At 65.9% G+C, this 20,256-nt stretch carries 16 protein-coding genes; 2 read left to right on the forward strand and 14 right to left on the reverse strand.

Going from position 1 to position 20,256, the window contains the following annotated elements:
* Positions 1-2 precede the first annotated feature (2 nt).
* The 4 genes from DN412_RS08765 to ugpB all read right to left on the reverse strand — a co-directional run bounded on the left by DN412_RS08765 (position 3) and on the right by ugpB (position 4,297).
* Positions 3-1,103: a sn-glycerol-3-phosphate import ATP-binding protein UgpC gene (locus tag DN412_RS08765; RefSeq protein WP_115014136.1), complete on the reverse strand. Its 1,101-nt coding sequence runs from the start codon at positions 1,101-1,103 to the stop codon at positions 3-5.
* 39 nt (positions 1,104-1,142) lie between these two features.
* Entirely contained in the window at positions 1,143-1,991 is an 849-nt protein-coding gene (gene ugpE / locus DN412_RS08770; RefSeq protein ID WP_115014197.1) for a sn-glycerol-3-phosphate ABC transporter permease UgpE, read from the reverse strand.
* Between the two features lie 11 nt (positions 1,992-2,002).
* Positions 2,003-2,884 carry a sn-glycerol-3-phosphate ABC transporter permease UgpA gene (gene ugpA / locus DN412_RS08775; protein ID WP_115014137.1) on the reverse strand — a complete coding sequence of 294 codons (882 nt, stop codon included), beginning with the start codon at positions 2,882-2,884 and terminating at the stop codon, positions 2,003-2,005.
* A 96-nt stretch (positions 2,885-2,980) separates the two neighbouring features.
* Positions 2,981-4,297: a sn-glycerol-3-phosphate ABC transporter substrate-binding protein UgpB gene (gene ugpB / locus DN412_RS08780; protein WP_078196797.1), complete on the reverse strand. Its 1,317-nt coding sequence runs from the start codon at positions 4,295-4,297 to the stop codon at positions 2,981-2,983.
* 194 nt (positions 4,298-4,491) lie between these two features.
* On the opposite strand from ugpB, the gene DN412_RS08785 reads away from it, so the two are divergent.
* A complete protein-coding gene (locus DN412_RS08785) occupies positions 4,492-5,283 on the forward strand; it encodes an HAD-IIB family hydrolase (protein ID WP_115014138.1) in 792 nt (263 codons plus the stop codon).
* 71 nt (positions 5,284-5,354) lie between these two features.
* Here the strand turns inward: DN412_RS08785 and ntrC are convergent, their stop codons facing one another.
* The 4 genes from ntrC to DN412_RS08805 form a co-directional block, all read right to left on the reverse strand.
* Positions 5,355-6,902 (reverse strand): nitrogen regulation protein NR(I), encoded by a 1,548-nt coding sequence (ntrC, locus tag DN412_RS08790; protein WP_115014139.1) that lies wholly within the window; start codon positions 6,900-6,902, stop codon positions 5,355-5,357.
* A gap of 85 nt (positions 6,903-6,987) precedes the next feature.
* A complete protein-coding gene (gene glnL / locus DN412_RS08795) occupies positions 6,988-8,166 on the reverse strand; it encodes a nitrogen regulation protein NR(II) (protein ID WP_115014140.1) in 1,179 nt (392 codons plus the stop codon).
* Positions 8,167-8,170: 4 nt separating this feature from the next.
* Positions 8,171-8,743: a DUF4124 domain-containing protein gene (locus DN412_RS08800; RefSeq protein WP_115014198.1), complete on the reverse strand. Its 573-nt coding sequence runs from the start codon at positions 8,741-8,743 to the stop codon at positions 8,171-8,173.
* 141 nt (positions 8,744-8,884) lie between these two features.
* A complete protein-coding gene (locus DN412_RS08805) occupies positions 8,885-10,300 on the reverse strand; it encodes a 3-hydroxylaminophenol mutase (protein ID WP_078196801.1) in 1,416 nt (471 codons plus the stop codon).
* 482 nt (positions 10,301-10,782) lie between these two features.
* On the opposite strand from DN412_RS08805, the gene DN412_RS08810 reads away from it, so the two are divergent.
* Complete coding sequence (locus tag DN412_RS08810) at positions 10,783-11,247, forward strand: rhodanese-like domain-containing protein (RefSeq protein WP_078198569.1); 465 nt, start codon at positions 10,783-10,785, stop codon at positions 11,245-11,247.
* A gap of 70 nt (positions 11,248-11,317) precedes the next feature.
* Here the strand turns inward: DN412_RS08810 and DN412_RS08815 are convergent, their stop codons facing one another.
* The 6 genes from DN412_RS08815 to hrpA form a co-directional block, all read right to left on the reverse strand.
* On the reverse strand, positions 11,318-12,142 hold the full coding sequence (locus tag DN412_RS08815; RefSeq protein WP_115014141.1) for a competence/damage-inducible protein A: 825 nt from the start codon (positions 12,140-12,142) through the stop codon (positions 11,318-11,320).
* A gap of 12 nt (positions 12,143-12,154) precedes the next feature.
* Positions 12,155-13,042 (reverse strand): EI24 domain-containing protein, encoded by an 888-nt coding sequence (locus DN412_RS08820; RefSeq protein WP_115014142.1) that lies wholly within the window; start codon positions 13,040-13,042, stop codon positions 12,155-12,157.
* A gap of 151 nt (positions 13,043-13,193) precedes the next feature.
* Positions 13,194-14,168 (reverse strand): sterol desaturase family protein, encoded by a 975-nt coding sequence (locus DN412_RS08825; RefSeq protein WP_115014143.1) that lies wholly within the window; start codon positions 14,166-14,168, stop codon positions 13,194-13,196.
* Positions 14,168-15,028 (reverse strand): polysaccharide deacetylase family protein, encoded by an 861-nt coding sequence (locus tag DN412_RS08830; RefSeq protein WP_115014144.1) that lies wholly within the window; start codon positions 15,026-15,028, stop codon positions 14,168-14,170. The genes DN412_RS08825 and DN412_RS08830 overlap by 1 nt, the downstream gene beginning before the upstream one ends.
* Positions 15,029-15,046: 18 nt before the next feature.
* Complete coding sequence (locus DN412_RS08835) at positions 15,047-16,045, reverse strand: YVTN family beta-propeller repeat protein (RefSeq protein ID WP_115014145.1); 999 nt, start codon at positions 16,043-16,045, stop codon at positions 15,047-15,049.
* A 163-nt stretch (positions 16,046-16,208) separates the two neighbouring features.
* Positions 16,209-20,249, reverse strand: a complete 4,041-nt coding sequence (gene hrpA / locus DN412_RS08840; RefSeq protein ID WP_115014146.1) for an ATP-dependent RNA helicase HrpA — start codon at positions 20,247-20,249, stop codon at positions 16,209-16,211.
* Positions 20,250-20,256 lie beyond the last annotated feature (7 nt).

Here is a 20,256-nt window from a genome sequence, read left to right on the forward strand (position 1 = left end):
GATCAGGCCTCGATGCGCTTGCCCGTATCGGGCGCAAAGAAATGCAGGTGCTCTGCCGACGACGTGACCGGCAGCCGGTCGCCGGCGCGCACGCGCGCATGGCTGTCCAGCCGCACCACCACCGCCTGCCCGCCGAGCGAGCCATAGGCGAAGGAATCCGCGCCCAGGGCCTCGACCACGCGCACATCGACTTCGGCGATGGCCTCATGCGCGGCGCACGGCTCGATATGCTCCGGGCGCAGCCCAAGCAGCGCCTGCTCCGGCAAGTGTAGTCCCATCGGCAGGTGTCCGAGCGTGGCGTTGGCGGCCCCGCCCTCTTTTGCGACCACGCGCATCTGCGCGGTGGTGTCGCCGCCGGCGTTGCGCGCCACCGGGATCAGGTTCATCGGCGGCGAGCCGATAAAGCCGGCCACGAAGGTGCTGGCCGGCCGCGAATAGACTTCCAGCGGCGTGCCGATCTGCTCCACCTGCCCGGCGTTGAGCACCATCATGCGGTCGGCCAGCGTCATCGCCTCGACCTGGTCATGGGTCACGTACAGGCTGGTGGTGCTCAGGCGCCGGTGCAGCTCCTTCAGCTCCAGCCGCATCTGCACGCGCAGCTTGGCGTCCAGGTTGGACAGCGGCTCATCGAACAGGAACACCGCCGGCTCGCGCACGATGGCGCGGCCCATGGCCACGCGCTGGCGCTGTCCGCCGGAGAGCTGGCGTGGCTTGCGGTCCAGCAGCGGCGCCAGCTCCAGGATGCCGGCAGCATGGTTCACCCGCTGCGCGATCTCGGTCTTGGCCATGCCGCGGATCTTCAGGCCGTAGGCCATGTTGTCGTACACGCTCATATGCGGATAGAGCGCGTAGTTCTGGAACACCATGGCGATGTCCCGCTCGGCCGGCTCCAGCCCGTTGACGATCTTGTCGCCGATATGGATGTCGCCGCCGGTGATGGTTTCCAGCCCGGCCACCATGCGCAGCAGCGTGGACTTGCCGCAGCCCGAGGGCCCGACGATGACGATGAACTCGCCGTCGGCGATTTCCATGTCGATGCCGTGCACGACCTTGACGTTGCCGGCGTAGGTTTTCTGAACGTTGCGTAGCGACAGTTTTGCCATTGCTGTAGTCCTGCGTGCGCGCGGGTGGCGCGCCACGCCTTATTTTTCCGTTTCGACCAGGCCCTTGACGAACCACTTCTGCATCAGCACCACCACCACCGCGGGCGGGACCATCGCCAGCATCACCGTGGCCATCACCAGGTTCCAGTCGGTAGCGGCATCGCCCGAGCGCGAAATCATCTGCGTGACCCCCACCACCACCGGCGTCATCGACTTCTGCGTGGTGATCAACAGCGGCCACAGGTACTGGTTCCAGCCGTAGATGAACTGGATCACGAACAGCGCGGCGATGCTGGTGCGCGACAGCGGCAGCACCACGTCCCAGAAAAAGCGCAAAGGCCCTGCCCCGTCGATGCGCGCGGCCTCGGCCAGCTCGTCCGGAATGGTCAGGAAAAACTGCCGGAACAGGAACGTTGCAGTCGCCGACGCGATGATCGGAACGGTCAGGCCGAAGTAGCTGTCCAGCAGCCCCAGGTCCGACACCACCTTGTAGGTCGGCAGGATGCGCACCTCCACCGGCAGCATCAGCGTGATGAAGATCAGCCAGAAGAAGGTCTTGCGCAGCGGGAACTTGAAATAGACGATGGCAAAGGCCGAGATGATCGAGATGGCGATCTTCCCCAGCGCAATGCCCAGCGCCATGATCAGGCTGTTCTTCATCATGGTCGAGACCGGCGACGCGGCATTGCCAACACCATCGATCAATACAGTCCGGTAGTTCTCAAGCAGGTGGCTTCCGGGCAGCAGCGTCATGGGCGCCTGCAGCACCTCATCCGCGGTCAGCGTGGACGCCACGAACGTGACATAGACCGGGAACGCCACCAGCCCCACGCCCAGCAGGAGCACGAGGTGGGAAAGCACATCAAGGAAAGGTCGTCGCTCTACCATCTTGCCCGCCTTCAATATTGGACTTTGCGTTCCACGTACCGGAACTGCACCACGGTCAACACCATCACGATCGCCATCAATACCACTGACTGCGCCGCCGAGCCGCCGATATCGAGCCCGCGGAAACCGTCGTGGTAGACCTTGTAGACCAGGGTATTGGTCGCATTGACGGGGCCGCCATGCGTCACCGCATCGATAATCGCAAAGGTGTCAAAGAAGGCATAGACAACGTTGATCACCATCAGGAAGAAGGTGGTCGGCGACAGCAACGGAAACACGATCGACCAGAACCGCCGCCAGGGCCCGGCACCGTCGATCGCCGCCGCTTCGATCAGCGATTTCGGAATGCTCTGCAGGCCGGCCAGGAAAAACAGGAAGTTGTAGCTGACCTGTTTCCATGCAGCGATGATCACCACCAGCGTCATCGCCTGCGTACTGTCGAGCAGGAAGTTCCAGTTCACGCCAAGCGCGTGCAGTGCATAGGACACCACGCCCAATGTAGGATTGAACAGGAACATCCAGAGCACGCCGGCTACAGCCGGGGCCACCGCATAGGGCCAGATGAGCAGGAGCTTGTAGCCGGCTGCGCCGCGCACCACGCGATCGGCAAAGTAAGCCAGCAGCAGCGAAACCGACAAGCCCAGCAGCGTCACGCCTACCGCGAATACCGCCGTCACGCGAAACGAATTCAGGTACTCGGTGTCGTTGAACAGCGTGCGGAAGTTGTCCAGCCCGACGAACTGCAGGTCGATGCCGAACGCATCCTGCTGAAACATGGATTGATACAGCGCCTGCGCCGCCGGCAGGAAGAAGAAAACCAACGTCACGGCCATCTGCGGCAAGACCAGCAGGTATGGCAGCCACGAGGAGCGGAATACGACCCGTTTTTCCATAGCGCATCCAGTGCCGCGACAGCGAAAGCGCTGCCGCGCCCAAGAAGTTGGGCGCAGGCCGAGCAGGTTCTCAGCCATGCGCCCGCCTGACAGAGATTACTCGCGCACGGTCTTCTGGAATCGCTCCAGCAGTTCATTGCCCCGCGCCACTGCGGCGTCCAGTGCCTCCTTGGGCTGCTTCTTGCCCGACCAGACCGCCTCGAGTTCCTCGTCAATCACGCTGCGAATCTGCGGGAAGTTGCCCAGGCGAATGCCGCGCGATTTATCGGTGGTCTTGACGATCATCTGCTTGACCGCCACGTCGGCCCCCGGATTCTTCTCGTAGAAACCTGACTTTTTGGTCAGCTCGTAAGCCGCCAGCGTCACGGGCAGGTAGCCGGTTGACTGGTGCCAGTCGGCCTGGACGTCCGGGCGCGACAGGTAACTGAAGAACTTGGCAACGCCCTTGTATTCCTCGGGCTTGCGCCCGCCCATCACCCACAGCGAGGCACCGCCGATGATCGTATTCTGCGGCGCACCCGGCACGCCCTGTTCATACGGCAGCTGGGCCACGGTGAAATCGAACTTCGCGTTCTTGCGAATGTTGGCAAGGGCCGCCGATGAGCCAGTCAGCATGGCGCACTGGCCCGCGATGAACTTGGCCTTGGGCTCGTCCTTGCGGCCGCCATAGACGAAGTAGCCCTTCTGCGCCATGTCGAGCAGGTTGGCGATATGCTTGACATGCAGGGGCGAATTGAATGCCAGGCGCGCACCCGGTCCGCCAAAGCCGTTGTTCTCCGTGGCGAAGAGCACGTTATGCCAGGCAGAAAAGCTCTCGAGCTGCACCCACGACTGCCAGTCCGTGGTGTAGCCGCACGACACGCCGGCTGCCTTCAGCTTGGCGGCATCGGTTGCCACTTCCTGCCAGGTCACCGGGGGCTTGTTGGGGTCCAGGCCCGCCTTCTTGAAGGCATCCTTGTTGTAGTACATCACCGTGGTCGAGCTGTTGAACGGGAACGACATCATCTCGCCCTTGCTCGACGTGTAGTAACCCGCCACCGCCGGAATGTAGGCCTTGGCGTCGAACTTCTCGCCGGCCTCCTTCATGACCGTCGCCACCGGTTTGATGGCGCCCTTGGCGTTCATCATGGTGGCCGTACCCACCTCGAATACCTGCAGGATCGCCGGCGCATTGCCCGAGCGGAATGCGGCGATGCCAGCAGCCAGGGATTCGTCGTACTGCCCCTTGTAGACCGGCACGATCTTGTAATCAGACTGGCTGGCGTTGAACTGGCCGGCGATTGCATTCACCTTGTCGTTAAGCGCCCCTTCCATCGAATGCCACCACTGGATCTCAACAGCGGCGTGGGCGCTGCCGGCCCCGGTCAGGGCCGCCAGCGCGGCGAGTTTGAGCACGGTACGGGAAAAGGACATCGGTGGCTCTCCTTTGGTCTGTCTGTTCAGTCGGTCGAAAATCCGACAGCATGTGATTCTTTTATGACAGCGGCATGTTACGCCCGTCGCACCTGCACTAGCAAATCAGCAGATTCACCAGTATGGCCAGCTCGGTGCGTTTTGCAGTGCAATAGGAGAAATTACCGCCAGATCCACAGTTACAATGACTCGCCATGCAATCCCTGAACAAGCTCTCTGATATGGCGTTGCGCAGCGTGCGCGGCGTACTGACCGATATCGACGGCACCCTGACCACCGACGGGCGGCTGCCGGCCTCGACCTACCTGGCGCTCGACGGCCTACGCCGCGCCGGCCTGCACGTGATCCCGGTCACCGGCCGCTGCATCGCCTGGGCCGAGATCCTGACCCGGCTGTGGCCGGTTGACGCCATCATCGGCGAGAACGGTGCGTTCTACTTGCACTTGCACAACGGCCGCCTGCGGACGCGCTTCCTGGACGATACGCCCACGCGCACACGCAACCTGGAACGCATCCATGCACTCGGCCAACGCATCCTGAGCGAGGTGCCCGGCTGCGCGCTGGCTTCGGACCAGGCCTGGCATGCCGCCGACCTGGCCATCGACCATGCGGAAGACGTTGCGCCCCTGCCCGAAGACGCCGTAGCCCGCATCGCGGCCATCATGCGCGAGGCCGGCATGACCGCCACGGTCAGCTCAATCCACGTGAACGGCTGGTTCGGCCTGCACGACAAGCTGTCGATGAGCAAGCTGTGCGTGGCCGAGCTGCTGGGCGAGGACCTGGACGCGCACCGCGATGAATGGTTGTTTATTGGCGATTCGGCGAACGATGCCAGCATGTTCGCCCACTTTCCGCTTTCGGTGGGAGTGGCCAATGTGCGGGATATCCTGCCGCAGTTGCCGGTGCCGCCGGCCTACATCACCACGGCCGCCGGCGGCGAGGGCTTTGCCGAGATGGCGCAGCGGCTGGTCGAAGCGCGCGGCTGAATACGCCACGCAAAAAGAAAACCGGCCAGGAGAATCCCGGCCGGTTTTTTTATTGCCCGCCCTGCCCTGGCTCAGTCGAACCCGAGCTCCTGCAGCTTGCGGGTGATGGTATTGCGCCCGATCCCGAGCCGGGTCGCGGCCTCGACGCGGCGGCCGCGCGTGACACCAAGCGCAGCTTCCAGCACCGCCTTCTCGAAGCGGCGCGTCAGCGCGTCCATGACTTCCGGCTGACCGGATTCGAGCATGGCCCGTGCCTCGCTGGCGAGCAGGCTTTCCCAGCCAGCCGATGCCAGCGCCGGAGCCACTGTGGCCACGGAAGCCGGCCGCACCGCGGTGGCCGTGTCACCTTCCGCCACCGGCACCGCATACCCGCCGTAGTCGGCAAGGTCAGGTGCGCCTTCATAGTCGGGCGTGCGCACTTCGGCCACGCGCTCGGGCCGCGGCGCATTGACCGGCTCGCTGGTGCCCGCTTCCAGCATCTCGCGCGGCAGGTCCTTGACCTCGATGGTCTGCGCCGGCGCCATCACGGTCAGCCAGTTGCACAGGTTTTCCAGCTGGCGCACGTTGCCGGGGAACGGCAGCGTGCTGACGTAGACCAGCGCCTCGTCGGACATGCGCTTGGGCTCGACGCCCAGTTCCTTGGCACTCTTCTGCAGGAAATGACGCGCCAGCAGCGTGATGTCCTCCGGGCGTTCGCGCAGCGGTGGCAGGCGCAGCCGGATCACGTTCAGGCGGTGAAACAAGTCCTCGCGGAACAGCCCTTCCTTGACGCGCAGCTCAAGGTTCTGGTGCGTGGCGGCAATCACGCGCACATTGGCGCGCAAGGGGTTATGGCCGCCGACGCGATAGAAGTTGCCATCCGACAGCACGCGCAGCAGGCGCGTCTGCAGGTCGAACGGCATGTCGCCGATTTCGTCGAGGAACAGCGTGCCGCCCTCGGCCTGCTCGAAGCGCCCGCGTCGCATGGTCTGCGCGCCGGTGAAGGCGCCGCGCTCATGGCCGAACAGTTCCGATTCCAGCAGGTCCTTGGGAATGGCCGCGGTATTGAGCGCGATAAAGGGTCCGTTGGCGCGCGGGCTGTGCTTGTGCAGCGCGCGCGCGACCAGTTCCTTGCCGGTGCCGGACTCGCCGGTGATCATCACCGTCACGTTGGACTGCGAGAGCCGGCCGATGGCGCGGAACACGTCCTGCATCGCCGGCGCCTGGCCGAGGATCTCGGGCGCGTCGACCAGGCGGTCTTCCAGCTCTTCTTCGCGCAGGCTTTCTTCCAGCGCCCGGCGGATCAGCTCGACCGCCTTGTCGACATCGAAGGGCTTGGCCAGGTATTCGAAGGCACCGCCCTGGAATGCGGCCACGGCGCTGTCCAGGTCCGAGTAGGCCGTCATCACGATGACGGGCAGGCCCGGGTGCCGCGTCTTGATGGCCTGCAGCAGGTCCAGGCCCGATCCTCCGGGCATGCGGATATCCGATATCAGCACCTGCGGCTGGTCGTCTTCCAGCGCGGCCAGCGCGTCCCGCACATTGGTGAAGCTGCGCGAGAGCAGGCTTTCACGGGCAAGGGCCTTTTCCAGGACCCAGCGGATTGATTGATCGTCGTCGACTATCCAGATCGGCTTCATGTGCGTCGCTTGTCTGCTCGGTGTCATTTGGTCTTCCGCATGCCCCGGCCACGGCGATGCACGCGCTCGCGGACGCCGGCAAAAGCTAGTGCAGCGGCAGCAGGATGCGGAAGTCGGTACAGCCCGGCCTGCTCTCGCATTCGATCAAGCCCTCGTGCTGCTGCACGAAGGTTTGAGCGAGTGTGAGACCGAGTCCGCTGCCGCCATCCCTGCCCGATACCAGCGGATAGAAGATGCGTTCGCGGATGTCTTCGGGAATTCCCGGGCCGTTGTCGATCACATGCAAGTCCAATGCCAGCTTGAACAAGCGCTTGGCAATCGTGACCTGCCGCGCGACGCGCGTGCGCAGCACGATCTGCGCGTCACCGCGCGCCATGCGGTCGGCCAGCGCCTGCGCGGCGTTGTGCACGATGTTCAGCACCGCCTGGATCAGCTGCTCCATGTCGCCCCGCAGCTCGGGCAGGCTGGCGTCGTAGTCGCGCACGATCTCCAGCCCGTTGGGAAATTCGGCCAGAACCACCGAGCGCACGCGCTCCAGCACCTCGTGGATATTCAGGCTCGATACGATATGCGGATGCCGGTGCGGCTCCAGCAGCCGGTCCACCAGCGTCTGCAGCCGGTCGGACTCCTTGATGATGACCTGCGTGTACTCGCGCAGCGAACGTTCCGGCAGCTCGAACTCCAGCAGTTGCGCGGCGCCGCGGATGCCGCCCAGCGGGTTCTTGATCTCGTGGGCCAGGTTGCGGATCAGTTCCTTGTTGGCCGAGGTCAGGTCCAGGATGCGCTCTTCGCGCTCGCTGCGCACCTTCTGCTCATTGGGCAGGATCTCGACCACCACCGTGTCGGCCAACGCTTCCAGCGCGGCGATCACTACGTGCACATGGACCGGCTCCTGCAGCGGCGGGTGCAGGATCAGGTCCTGCCGGCGCACGTCGAACTGCCGCGTGACCACGGTGTCGAGCATGCTGTGCAGCTCATCGGAACGCCCGAACAGGTCTGGCAGCGTCAGCTCCACCATGCCCTTGCGCGACACGCCGAAGGTGGCCTCGGCGGCCGGATTCGCATAAACCACGCGCAGCCCCGGCTGGCGCACCAGCAGCACCGGGTTGGCCACCACGTCCAGGCCGGCATGGAACGCCACGGCACCCATGGTCAGCACCTGGGCGCTGCTTTCGGCCGGTGCCGCTTCCGCCGCGGGCGAGTCGCCACGGGCGCCATCGGCACCACTGACCTTGCGTGACACTCCGCGAATCAGGCGACGCATAAGACTAGTCCTTCAAATTGCCAAGCTCGCGCCGCAGTGACGCCGCATTGGCCTCGCTGCGGGCGATATCGTCGCGCAGCGCTGCCGTGCGATCGAGGTATTTCTGATAGTTGCGCTCATTGCCCTGGCGCTCCGGCTGGCCGTTGTTGTACTCGGCACGCAGCGCCTGCAGCTTGGCCTCTTCGGCCTGCAGCTCCTGCGTCAGGACGGTACGGCGCTCGCTGTCGCGGCTGCGCTGGGTGGCGCTGTCCACGCGCGGAAAGCTGGTGCTGCCGGCAGTGCCCGCAGTGCTGCCGCCACCCTTGGCAGGCGCAAGGATGCGGCCACCCGGCACCGTCACCACCTCGGGCAGGTTCAGCTTCTTGCAACCCTTGCCGCCATTGCCGTTGCGGTACTCCGGCACGCCATTGGGCCCGGTGCAGACATAGACATCCGATGACTGCGCGCGCGGCTGCCCGGCCCATGCGCCCAGCGTCAGCGCCACGGCACTCACCAGAACGGGGAATCTGACTCGAATTTGGTGCAGAGAACGGGGCAAGGGCAGGATCCGGCGAGCCGTGCGTGAAGAGGCGTCCATGGACATGGCGGTTGGATTGAATGGGGATGGAACACGATTCCCCATTCTAGCGAGCAAAGCAAAAAGGGACAGCCGAAGCCGCCCCTTTCTGGTGCAACTGTTGCCCGGTCACAACCTGCGTCATTCCCGGGCAAAGGCCGCTTACAGCGAGTAGTACATGTCGAACTCGATCGGGTGCGTGGTCATGCGGAAACGCGTGACTTCTTCCATCTTCAGTTCGATGTAGGCATCGATCATCGAGTTCGAGAACACGCCGCCACGGGTCAGGAACTCGCGGTCGTTGTCCAGGTACTCCAGCGACTGGTCCAGGCTCGAGCAAACGGTCGGGATCTTTGCATCCTCTTCCGGCGGCAGGTCATACAGGTTCTTGTCGGCGGCTTCGCCCGGGTGGATCTTGTTCATCACGCCGTCCAGGCCGGCCATCAGCAGTGCCGAGAAGCCCAGGTACGGGTTCATCAGCGGATCCGGGAAGCGGGTCTCGATGCGGCGGCCCTTCGGGTTGGCCACATACGGAATACGGATCGAAGCCGAACGGTTGCGGGCCGAGTAGGCCAGCTTGACCGGAGCTTCGAAGCCCGGCACCAGGCGCTTGTACGAGTTCGTGCCCGGGTTGGTGATGGCGTTCAGGGCGCGGGCGTGCTTGATGATGCCGCCGATGTAGTACAGCGCGAATTCCGACAGGCCGGCGTAGCCGTTGCCCGCGAACAGGTTCTGGCCGTCCTTCCACACGGACTGGTGCACGTGCATGCCCGAACCGTTGTCGCCAACGACCGGCTTCGGCATGAAGGTGGCGGTCTTGCCGTAGGTGTGGGCGACGTTCTGGATCACGTACTTCTGCAGCTGGGTCCAGTCGGCGCGCTGCACCAGCGTGCTGAACTTGGTGCCGATTTCGTTCTGGCCCTGGCCAGCCACTTCGTGGTGGTGGACTTCAACGGGGATGCCCAGCGATTCGAGGATCAGGCACATTTCCGAACGCATGTCCTGGAAGGTGTCGATCGGGGCAACCGGGAAGTAGCCGCCCTTCTTGCCCGGACGGTGGCCGCTGTTGCCGTGCTCGAATTCCTTGCCCGACGACCACGGGGCTTCTTCGGAGTGGATCTTCACGAAGCAGCCTTGCATGTCGACGTTCCAGGTCACGCCGTCGAAGATGAAGAACTCGGGCTCCGGGCCGAAGAAGGCGGTGTCGCCCAGGCCGGTGCTCTTCAGGTAGGCTTCGGCGCGCTTGGCGATGGAACGCGGGTCGCGGTCATAGCCCTTGCCGTCCGACGGCTCGACTACGTCGCAAGTCAGCACCAGCGTGGGTTCTTCGTAGAACGGATCGACGTTGGCGGTATTCGGATCCGGCATCAGCAGCATGTCCGAAGCTTCGATACCCTTCCAGCCGGCGATCGACGAACCGTCGAAGGCGTGGCCGCTTTCGAACTTGTCTTCATCGAAATGCGACACGGGCACGGACACGTGTTGCTCCTTGCCTTTGGTATCGGTGAAACGGAAATCGACGAACTTGACGTCGTTTTCCTTCACCAGCTTCATCACGTCTGCAACGCTGTGGGCCATGCCAATCTCCTGGATATTCGGCGGAAGTCTGAGAAAGCCAATTCTTGGGCCTGTCGTCACCGGCGCCTGGGCATGGATACATGCTTTATCGCGCCGTCCCGACCAGCCACGAAAGGACGAGGAATGTTAGCAGAAAGCGTGCCAAGCAAACGCCCCTCTGCTGCTGGTGGCTCGAAAAATGTGCAACGCCGGCGAACCGCGCACCGCGGCGGCGACTGGCTCCGGTTTGGCACAGGCCGCCCCGTGGCCGAGTGGCGCACCGATAACACACATTCCGGTGCAGTGCCTCCTTATAAAACACCACAATGGTGCATTCAGCAAGCGTCAGCACATTAATAGTGCAGACGCACCCAAACGAGTCATCTCGTACCCTGCGATGACAAGGGTTTCGGGCCAGCGCGCGGCAATCCGGCTTCGAACCATGCCGGCGCTATAGAATAATGGATTACGGCCTCATTCCATTCCTCAAATTTGTCACGCAGATGACCACCCGAGACGATCTCCTCCAGGCCGCCCGCCAGCGCCAGCAACAGAACCAGCTCCCGTATTTCGGCGCGCTGTCGCCGCAGGAAGCCTATGCGCTGCTGCAGAACGACCCTTCGGCCGTGCTGGTCGACGTACGCACGCAGGCCGAGCTGGACTGGGTGGGTGGCGTCGACGTGCCCGACGCGCAATTCGCCCATGTCGAATGGATGTCCTACCCTGGCGGCGCGCAGAACGCCCGCTTTGTCGAAGAGCTGAAGGCACGCGTGCCGGCCGATGTGCCGGTGCTGTTCCTGTGCCGCAGCGCGGCGCGCTCCAAGCACGCCGCGCGCGTGGCCACCGAAGCCGGCTACCACTTTGCCATGGACGTGCTGGAAGGCTTCGAGGGCAACCGCGACGACCACCACCATCGCAAGACCGTGGAAGGCTGGTGCGTGCGCGACCTGCCGTGGCACGGCGCCTGATCCCGGTCGGGCCTGAATAGGAAAAGGGGCAGCCTTGGCTGCCCCTTCTTTTTTTTGCGACCAGTGGCCCTCAGGCCTGCGCGGCTTTGCGCGGCGGCTGCTCCACGGTCTCGAAGCCCATCGCCCGCACGCCTTCGAGCAGCATGGCATAGGCCGGCGCCAGCAGATCGGCCGGGCCCTTGACGCCCAGGTCGATATGGCGGCGCGCGAAGCGGTCGCCGCGCTGCACGTCGCCGACCGACGGCAGGCTGAATACGCGGATGCCCGGATGCGCCGCCTCGACCTTCTCCATCAGCGGCGTCAGCGTGGACTCCGGCGCCTCGAACACGTAGAAGGCCCGCTCCTGCTGCTGCACCTGGTGGAACAGGTGCGCATAGTCGTGGTCCAGCACCCATTCCATCATCGGCCACGCCATCACCGGGAAGCCCGGCATGAAGTGATGGTGGCCGACCGAGAAGCCCGGGATGCGGTTGTAGCTGTTGGGAATGATGCGCGCGCCTTCGGGGAACTCGCCCATCTTGAAGCGGTGCTGGTTCTCCGGCAGGTTCAGGTCGCCCTTGACCGGGTCGCCGCCGGCGGTCTCCGCAATGCGCAGCGCGATCAGTTCGCGCGCCTCGGGATGCAGCACCAGCGGCACGCCCAGCGCGGCGGCCGCGCACTGGCGCGTGTGGTCGTCCGGCGTGGCGCCGATGCCGCCGGTGCAGAACACCACGTCGGAACCGGCCAGCGTGCGGCGCAGCGTGGCAGTGATGCGGGCGCGGTCGTCGCCGACGTACTCGGCCCAGTCCAGCGCCAGGCCACGCGCGCCCAGCAGTTCGATGGTGCGGCGCAGATGCTTGTCTTCACGCCGCCCCGACAGGATCTCGTCGCCAATGACGATCAGGCCAAAACCCATAATGCCCTCGCTTCAGGAATTTTCGATGCGGCGCACGTCGGTCGGCGCCAGGTCGATGACTTCGCCGCCGGACGACTGGGCGGCAGGCGGCTGGGCCGGCACCGCCGCGCGCTCAGCCCGCAGCTGCGCCAGCGCGCGCAGGCAGAAATGGCCGAACCACAGCGCCGAGAAGATAAAGATCAGCACATAGAGCCAGAGCGTGCCGGCGAGCACGAACGGAAACAGGAAGATCACCGCCGCCGACGACACCCACAGCAGCGTCGGCGCCGAGCCCAGCAGGCCCACTGCCACCCCAATCACCAGCAACGGCGTGCGGTGGCGCCGCACCAGCGTCTTGCGCTCCTCGGCACTGGCGTGGTCGGCGAGCGCGTCGTAGGTCATCACGCGGTAGGTCAGCCAGCCCCACAGCACCGGCGGGATCAGCGCAAAGAAAGGCGGGATCAGCCACAGCGGCAGCGTCACCAGCACCAGCACCAGGAACACCAGCGTGCTGCCCAACGACTGGAACACGCTGCCCAGGACGCTGCCGCCATGGGCCTTGGCCAGGTCCGGATAGCTGCGCTCCAGGTGGCGCACTACCGCCGGCACCGAGCACAAGCCGATAAACATCAGCATCGAGGCGATCACCAGCGGGATCGCCAGCGCCGCCACGAACAGCGGCGCCACGATGGTACGCAGCGATTGCAGGCCGAACCAGTCGAGCGCGCTGTAGATCCAGCTGGTCAGGATGGAGGTTTCCAGGAAGCTGCGCGTGGCGCCCATGATGGGGTCCCAGCCCCACCAGAGCAGCCCGCCCCATAGCAGCGTGGCCAGGACGAAAGGCAGCACGGTCAGCATCAGCATGCGGGGATGCAGCTGGCTGACCAGCGCGCGGCCAAACGAGCGGAAGATATCGTTCATGCAGTCGAAGGCAAACAGGAGGAAAGGCGCCGGGCGCGGCAGAAGTCAGACTGGGCCGGACCGGCGGCAACCCGAAACACTAGCATACGCCACTTGCCGCCGCGGCGCGCCCTCGCTCGCCACGGGTGGAGGACTGCCTCGAATGCTGGCTTCAGCGCAGCCGCAGCAGCCGCTTGATGCCGTACCACTGGTGGGACAGGAAGCCCGTGCCGTAGTCGCGGCCCTTGCCCAGCGGGGGCGGAAGCTGGTCACGGATGCCGGTCGGGTGGTAGGTCCCGGTGAAGACCGCGGTGCCGAACAGCATGTCCCACCATGGGAAGATCACGCCGTAGTTGCAGCCGCCCAGCCTGGCCGGTGCGCCGTTGGCCTCATGGCCAATGCCCACGGCATGGTGGGTGCGGTGAAAACGCGGCGAGATCAGCAGGCGCTCGCCGATGGCGCCGAAGTGCAGTCGCACGTTGGCGTGCTGCAGGCTCTGCAGCAGTTGCGACAGCGCCACCAGCAGCACGTACTGCGAAGGCTCCACGCCCACCCCCAGCGCCACCAGCGCAAACACCAGGTCGCGCAGCATGTCGTCCAGCAGGTGGTTGCGGTTGTCGCTCCACAGCGTCATCTGGCGCTGGCTGTGGTGCACCGCGTGCAGCTGCCACCACCAGCGGAAGGTGTGCGACAGGCGGTGGTACCAGTAGTCGAGCAGGTCGAACAGCAACAGGTAGACAAAGAAGCTGACCAGCGGCACCGAGGTCACGCCCGGCCACCAGTCCTCGACATTGACGCGGTGCCAGCCCATCAGCCGCAGGTGGCCTTCCAGCGCATCGGTCAGCGGCGCCAGCAGGAAGAACATGGCCAGCCGGAACAGCCCGAGCCGGTGGATCACGGTGTAGAGGATGTCAGTGCGGATCGCGGCGCGGTCGGCCACGGGCTCGACCGGGCGCCATTTCTCCAGCGGCCCCAGGATCAGCACCATCACGGCGATCTGCACCAGCCCCACCAGCAGCCACTCGGTGCCGGTGAAGGCGTCTTCGGCGTAGCCGCCAAACCCGAGGTGGTAGACCACGGGCAGCACCACGTCCTGGAACAACGTGCCTTCGACCTGGCCGATCCAGCCGTTCAGCGTCTCCCACATTACCGCCTGCCCTCCGTGTGCCCGGCCGGCTGCGGCCTGGCGATCCAGTCGCGGTAGGCCGGGTGCTCGCGCAGCGTCGCGAAGCAGAATCCCTTGCGCTCCAGGCCGGCGAGCAAGGGCTCCAGCACGCCGGGTGCCCACGGATCCTTGCGCGACCAGATGCCCAGGTGCGCCATGGTGATATCGCCATCGCGCAGATTGGCCAGCGCGCGCTCCAGAAGCGCCGCGTTGGGGTAGCGATCGGACGACAGCTCATCGCCCAGGAACCCCGCCGGCGCCCAGCCGACATGGCGGAAGCCGCACTGCTCGGCCCATTGCACCGTCTGCGGCGCGGTGCGCCCGCCCGGGGCGCGCCACAGCGGCACCATGTCGGCGCCGGTCATGCCGTGGAAGGCCTCGGCGCTGCGCCGCAGCTCCTGGCAGAAGGCAGCCGTGTCCATGGCCACGTCCTTGCCGGCCTGCGCGCCGAACTGCGGCCGCATGGTGACATGGCCGGCGCGCACGCTGCGCAGGTAGACGTGGTCGAAGGTATGCGTGCCGAAGGCGTGGCCGTCGGCCACCAGCCCCTTCCAGTATGGCGCCCAGGACGGGTCCAGCGAATTGTCCTGGCGCACCGTCGGCTCATTGGCCAGGAAGAAGGTGGCGCGGATATGGTGGCGGCGCAGCGTGTCGGCAATCAGCTGTGCCTGGCTCATGCTGCCGGTGTCGAAGGTCAGATAGAGCGTTCCCGCCGGGCATGCCCTGGCGGCAGGCCTGGGGGCATCCGCCGCCTGCAGCGCGGAAGGCAGGCCGCAGGCAAGCGCCAGCGCAGCCAGCAGCTTCCTGAGCCGTCCGGATCGCGATGCCTTGGTGTCGTGCATGGTCCCTGCCCTGCCCGGTCAATACAGCGGCGCGCGCGTGCGGAAATAGATGCCGTGCGGCGAGCGCCCGACGCGCACGGTCTTGACCAGCTTGCGGCTGGCCACGTCGATCAGCCCGACCGAGCGCGCCCAGCGGAAGGTCACCCACAGGGTCTTGCCGTCGGCGGTCAGTTCCATGTCGTCCGGGCCCGGCGGCAGGCCGGTAATGTCGCCGACCTTGGTCAGGGTCTGCTGGTCGATGATGCTGATGCTGCCCGTGACGCGGTTGCTGAGAAACAGGTGGCGCTTGTCGCCCACGGCGCGGAAGTTGTGCGCGCCCTTGCCGGTCTGGATCTGCTTGACCACGGTGCGCGTGCGCCAGTCGATCACGGCCACGTAGTCGGCCCCGGTCATGCCCACCAGCAGGTATTTCTGGTCCGGCGTGACCCAGATACCTGCCGGCGACGAGCCGGTTGCCATGCGCCACATCACGTTCTGCGTGACCAGGTCGATGGCCACCACCTCGTTGGAATCCTGCAGCGTGATGAAGGCGATGCGGCTGTCGGCGGTGAAGGCGATATGGCTGGGGGTCTTGGCCAGCGGGAACTGCTTGGCAAGCTTCAGCGCCTTGCCGTCCCAGCGGTAGAGGTCGACGCGGTCAAGCCGGTTGCCGGTGGCGATAAACCACTTCTGGTCCGGCGAGAAGCCGATCTGGTAGGGGTCGTCGACATTGGGCACGCGCTGCTGGACCTTGCCCGTGACCGGATCCAGGAACACCAGGTCGTTGCCGACCGCGTTGGCGACAATCAGCGACTTGTCGTCCGGCGTGGCGATGAGGTGGTGCGGCTCCTTGCCGATCGGGAAGGTCTCCAGCACCTTCTGCGTGTCCTTGTCGATCAGCGTGACGGTTGCATCACCCGAATTAAGGATTACCACCACTTCCGCCGATGCTGGGGCAGCCAGCAGGCCCAGCGCCAGGGCGCCCGCCGTGATCCCACCAGCCACAACACGACGCCATGCAAACTGCAATGCAAACATAAGACCTGCCAGAATAAGACTGAACCGGCGATTCTAACGGTTGAGCGTGGCAATCCGCTGACGTCGCAACGGATAGCGATCAAGAATTTGGCAGTTTGTTGCGCCCTAGCGACCAAACCCGGCCCGCCCTGGCATTCCGCCGCATGCCTGCGTGTATTTGCCGTCAGCGCTGCATGGATTCCCACACCTTCTGCAGCCGCTTGACCGACATCGGCACCGGCGTGCGCAACTCCTGGGCGAACAGCGCAATGCGCAGTTCCTCCAGCATCCAGCGGAATTCTTCCAGCCGCGCATCCTCGCCGCCACGGCCCTGGGTGCGCAGCTGTTTTTCGGCCCGCTGCCACTGCTGCACCAGCGGCGCCATCTCCTGCATGCGCTGCGTATCGCGCCCCGGATCGCCCTTGAGCTTGTCCACCCGCATGGCGATACCCTTCAGGTAGCGCGGGAAATGGGCCAGCTGCGTGTACGAGGTTTCGTCGACAAAGCGCTTGCCCATCAGCCGCCCGAGCTGGGCCTCCATGTCCGCATGGGGGCCGGCGAACGGCTTGGCCTGCAGCAGCTTGCGCGGCAGCCCCGCGTATTCGGCCAGGATGGTCCCCACCAGCCGCGCGATCTCCTGCGCCAGCAGCGACAGCCGGGTGCGCCCCTCGTCCTTGCGGGCGTTGAACTCGGCCTCGTTGCGCGGCAGCGGCGCCTGCATGCAGGCACGTTCCAGCGCCAGCATGACGATCTGCTCGCGCAGCATCTCCTGCGTGCCCAGCGTCATGTACTGCATCGCCATCTGCTGCAGGCCCGGGATGTTCTTCTCGATGAACTTGACCTGCTCGCGCAGCTGCAGCGCGAACAGCCGGCGCAGGCCCAGGTGGTGGACGCGGGCGGCCTCCTGCGGGTCGTCGAACACTTCCACGTCGCAATGCGTGCCGCGGTCGACCAGCGCGGGGTAGCCGAACAGGGTCTGGCTGCCCTTGCGGATCTCCAGGAGCTCGGGCAGTTCACCGAAGCTCCAGCCGGTCAGGCCCTCGTACTTGCCGAGCTCGGCCGCGGCCAGCGGCGCCGCCTGCTCCGGGGCCTCGCTTGCCGCCTGCGCCGCGGCTTGCGCGGCCACTCGCTGGAACGACTGCTGCGCCTGCCCGCCCAGCTCCGCGCGCAGCTGGGCCAGGTTGCGGCCCATGTCGAGCTGGCGGCCGTGCTCGTCGATCACCTTGAAGTTCATGGTGTGGTGCGCGGGCAGCGTTTCCAGCTTGAAGTCGGCGCGCTTGACCATGGTGCCGGTCTGCTCGCGGATATCGGCAATCAGCACGTCCAGCAGCTCGCCCTCGCCAAGCGGCTGGCGCGCGACAAAGCCAGCGGCATACTCTGGCAGCGGCACGCAGTGGCGGCGCAGCTTCTGCGGCAGCGACTTGAGCAGCAGGTGCACCTTCTCCCTGATCATGCCCGGCACCAGCCAGTCGGCGCGCTCCTGCCGCACCTGGTTGAGCGCGTACAACGGCACCGTCAGCGTCACGCCGTCGCGGTGGCTGCCCGGCTCGAAGTGGTAGGTCAGCCCCATGTCCACCCCGGCCACGTTCATGGCCTTGGGGAACAGGTCGGTGGTGATGCCGGCCGCCTCGTGCCGCATCAGCTCGTCGCGGTTCAGGTACAGCAGCTTGCGGTCCTTCGCGCTCTCGGCCTGGTACCACTGCTCGAAGGTGGTCTGCTGGCAGATGTCGGCGGGAATCGCGCGATCGTAGAAGGCGTAGATCAGTTCGTCGTCGACCAGCACGTCCTGGCGGCGCGACTTGTGCTCCAGGTTCTCGATCTCGCGTACCAGACGCTGGTTGTGCGCATAGAACGGCAGGCGCGTGTCGAACTCGCCTTCGACCAGCGCGCGGCGGATAAAGATCTCGCGCGCTTCCTGCGGGTTCATCGGGCCGTAGTGCACGCGGCGGTGCTGGTAGACCACCAGTCCGTACAGCGTGGCGCGCTCCAGTGCCAGCACCTGGCCGGCCTTCTTTTCCCAGTGCGGGTCGCTCCAGCTGATCTTGAGCAGGTGGCGCCCCACCTGCTCCAGCCATTCGGGCTCGATGCGCGCCAGCGTGCGCGCGAACAGCCGGCTGGTCTCGACCAGTTCGGCCGCAACGATCCAGCGCCCGACCTTGCGCGCGATCAGCGAGCCCGGCCACAGGTGGAACTTGATGCCGCGCGCGCCCAGGTATTCGCGGCCCTTGCCATCGCCATCCTCGATGCGGCAGCCGACATTGCCCAGCAGGCCGGTCAGCAGCGCCTTGTGCACCTGCTCATAGGTGGGCTCGCTGTCGTTCAGGCGCCAGCCCTGCTCGGTCACCGTGGTCAGCAGTTGCGAATGCACGTCGCGCCACTCGCGCAGCCGCAGGTGCGACAGGAAGTGGGCGCGGCACAGGTCCTGCAACTGGCGGTTGGACTTCTTGTGCGCCACCGCGTCCTCGAACCACTTCCACAGTTTGACCCAGCCCAGGAACTCGGACTTCTCGTCCATGAACTTGCGATGGGCCTGGTCGGCGGCTTCCTGCGCCTCCTGCGGGCGGTCGCGCGGATCCTGCACCGACAGCGCGCTGGCGATGACCAGTACTTCGCGCAGGCACTGGTGCTCGCGCGCGGCCAGGATCATGCGCGCCACGCGCGGGTCCAGCGGCAGCTTGGCCAGCTGGCGGCCAGTGCCGGTCAGCTGGTTGGCGTCGTCGACCGCGCCCAGTTCCTGCAGCAGCTGGTAGCCGTCGGCAACGGCGCGGCCCAGCGGCGGCTCGATAAACGGGAACGCCTCGATATCGGTCAGCCGCAGCGCCTTCATGCGCAGGATCACCGCGGCCAGCGACGAGCGCAGGATCTCAGGGTCGGTAAAACGCGGCCGGCCGATGAAATCGGACTCCTCATACAGGCGGATGCAAATGCCGTTGGCAACCCGGCCGCAGCGGCCGGCGCGCTGGTTGGCGGCCGCCTGCGAGATCGATTCGACCTGCAGTTGCTCGACCTTGTTGCGGTACGAGTAGCGCTTGACCCGCGCCAGCCCGGTATCGACCACATAGCGGATGCCCGGCACCGTCAGCGAGGTTTCAGCGACATTGGTCGCCAGCACGATGCGCCGCGCGTTCGAAGGCTTGAACACGCGCTCCTGCTCCTGCACCGACAGCCGCGCAAACAGCGGCAGGATCTCGGTATGCGGCGGATGGTGCTTGCGCAGCGCCTCGGCGGCCTCGCGGATCTCGCGCTCGCCGGGCAGGAACACCAGCACGTCGCCGGGACCGGCGCGGCACAGCTCGTCGACGGCCTCGACGATGCCGTCGTACAGGTCGCGCTCGCGCGCCTGCGGGCTGCGCGGCGCGCCGGCGGCGGGCACGTCCTCGGTGATCGGGCGGTAGCGCACTTCCACCGGATACAGGCGGCCGCTGACCTCGATCACCGGCGCCGGCTGGTCGCCCGAGGCGAAATGCTGGGCAAAGCGCTGCGCGTCGATGGTGGCCGAGGTGATGATCACCTTCAGGTCCGGCCGCTTTGGCAGGATCTCGCGCAGGTAGCCGATCAGGAAGTCGATGTTCAGGCTGCGCTCGTGCGCCTCATCGATGATCAGCGTGTCGTAGGCGCGCAGCAGCGGGTCGTTCTGGGTCTCGGCCAGCAGGATGCCGTCGGTCATCAGCTTGACCGAGGCGCCCGACGACATGGTGTCGTTGAAACGCACCTGGTAGCCCACGTGCTCGCCCAGTGGCGTGCCGAGTTCCTGCGCGATGCGCTTGGCAGTCGAGGTGGCGGCGATGCGCCGCGGCTGGGTGTGGCCGATCAGCCCCCCGCCCTCGCGCCCCGGGCCACGCCCGATCGACAGGCAGATCTTGGGCAGCTGCGTCGTTTTCCCCGAGCCGGTCTCGCCCGAGACGATCACCACCTGGTTGGCCAGCAGCGCCGCGGCGATCTCGTCGCGGCGGCCCGATACCGGCAATGCCTCGGGGAAGGTGATCGGCGGCAGCGGGTTGACCGGCCTAGGCGCGCGCGGCGGGCGCGGTTCGCGGGGGCCGCGTGGCGGCCGCGGTCCGGCCTCGCCGGCCGGTCGGGCGGCGACGGGCGGCGGACGGACGTCCGGCTGCCTGGCCGGGCCTGGGGCCGGCCGGGACTGGGTTGGGGAGGCGGACTGACCGGCGCCGGCGCGCTGGCGCGGCGCGGCGGGTGGTTTGGGCTTGACGGGGCGTTCTTCTGACATTGGCCGG

Origin of the sequence: Cupriavidus lacunae (genome assembly GCF_003353055.1) — a bacterium.
Lineage (GTDB): Bacteria > Pseudomonadota > Gammaproteobacteria > Burkholderiales > Burkholderiaceae > Cupriavidus > Cupriavidus lacunae.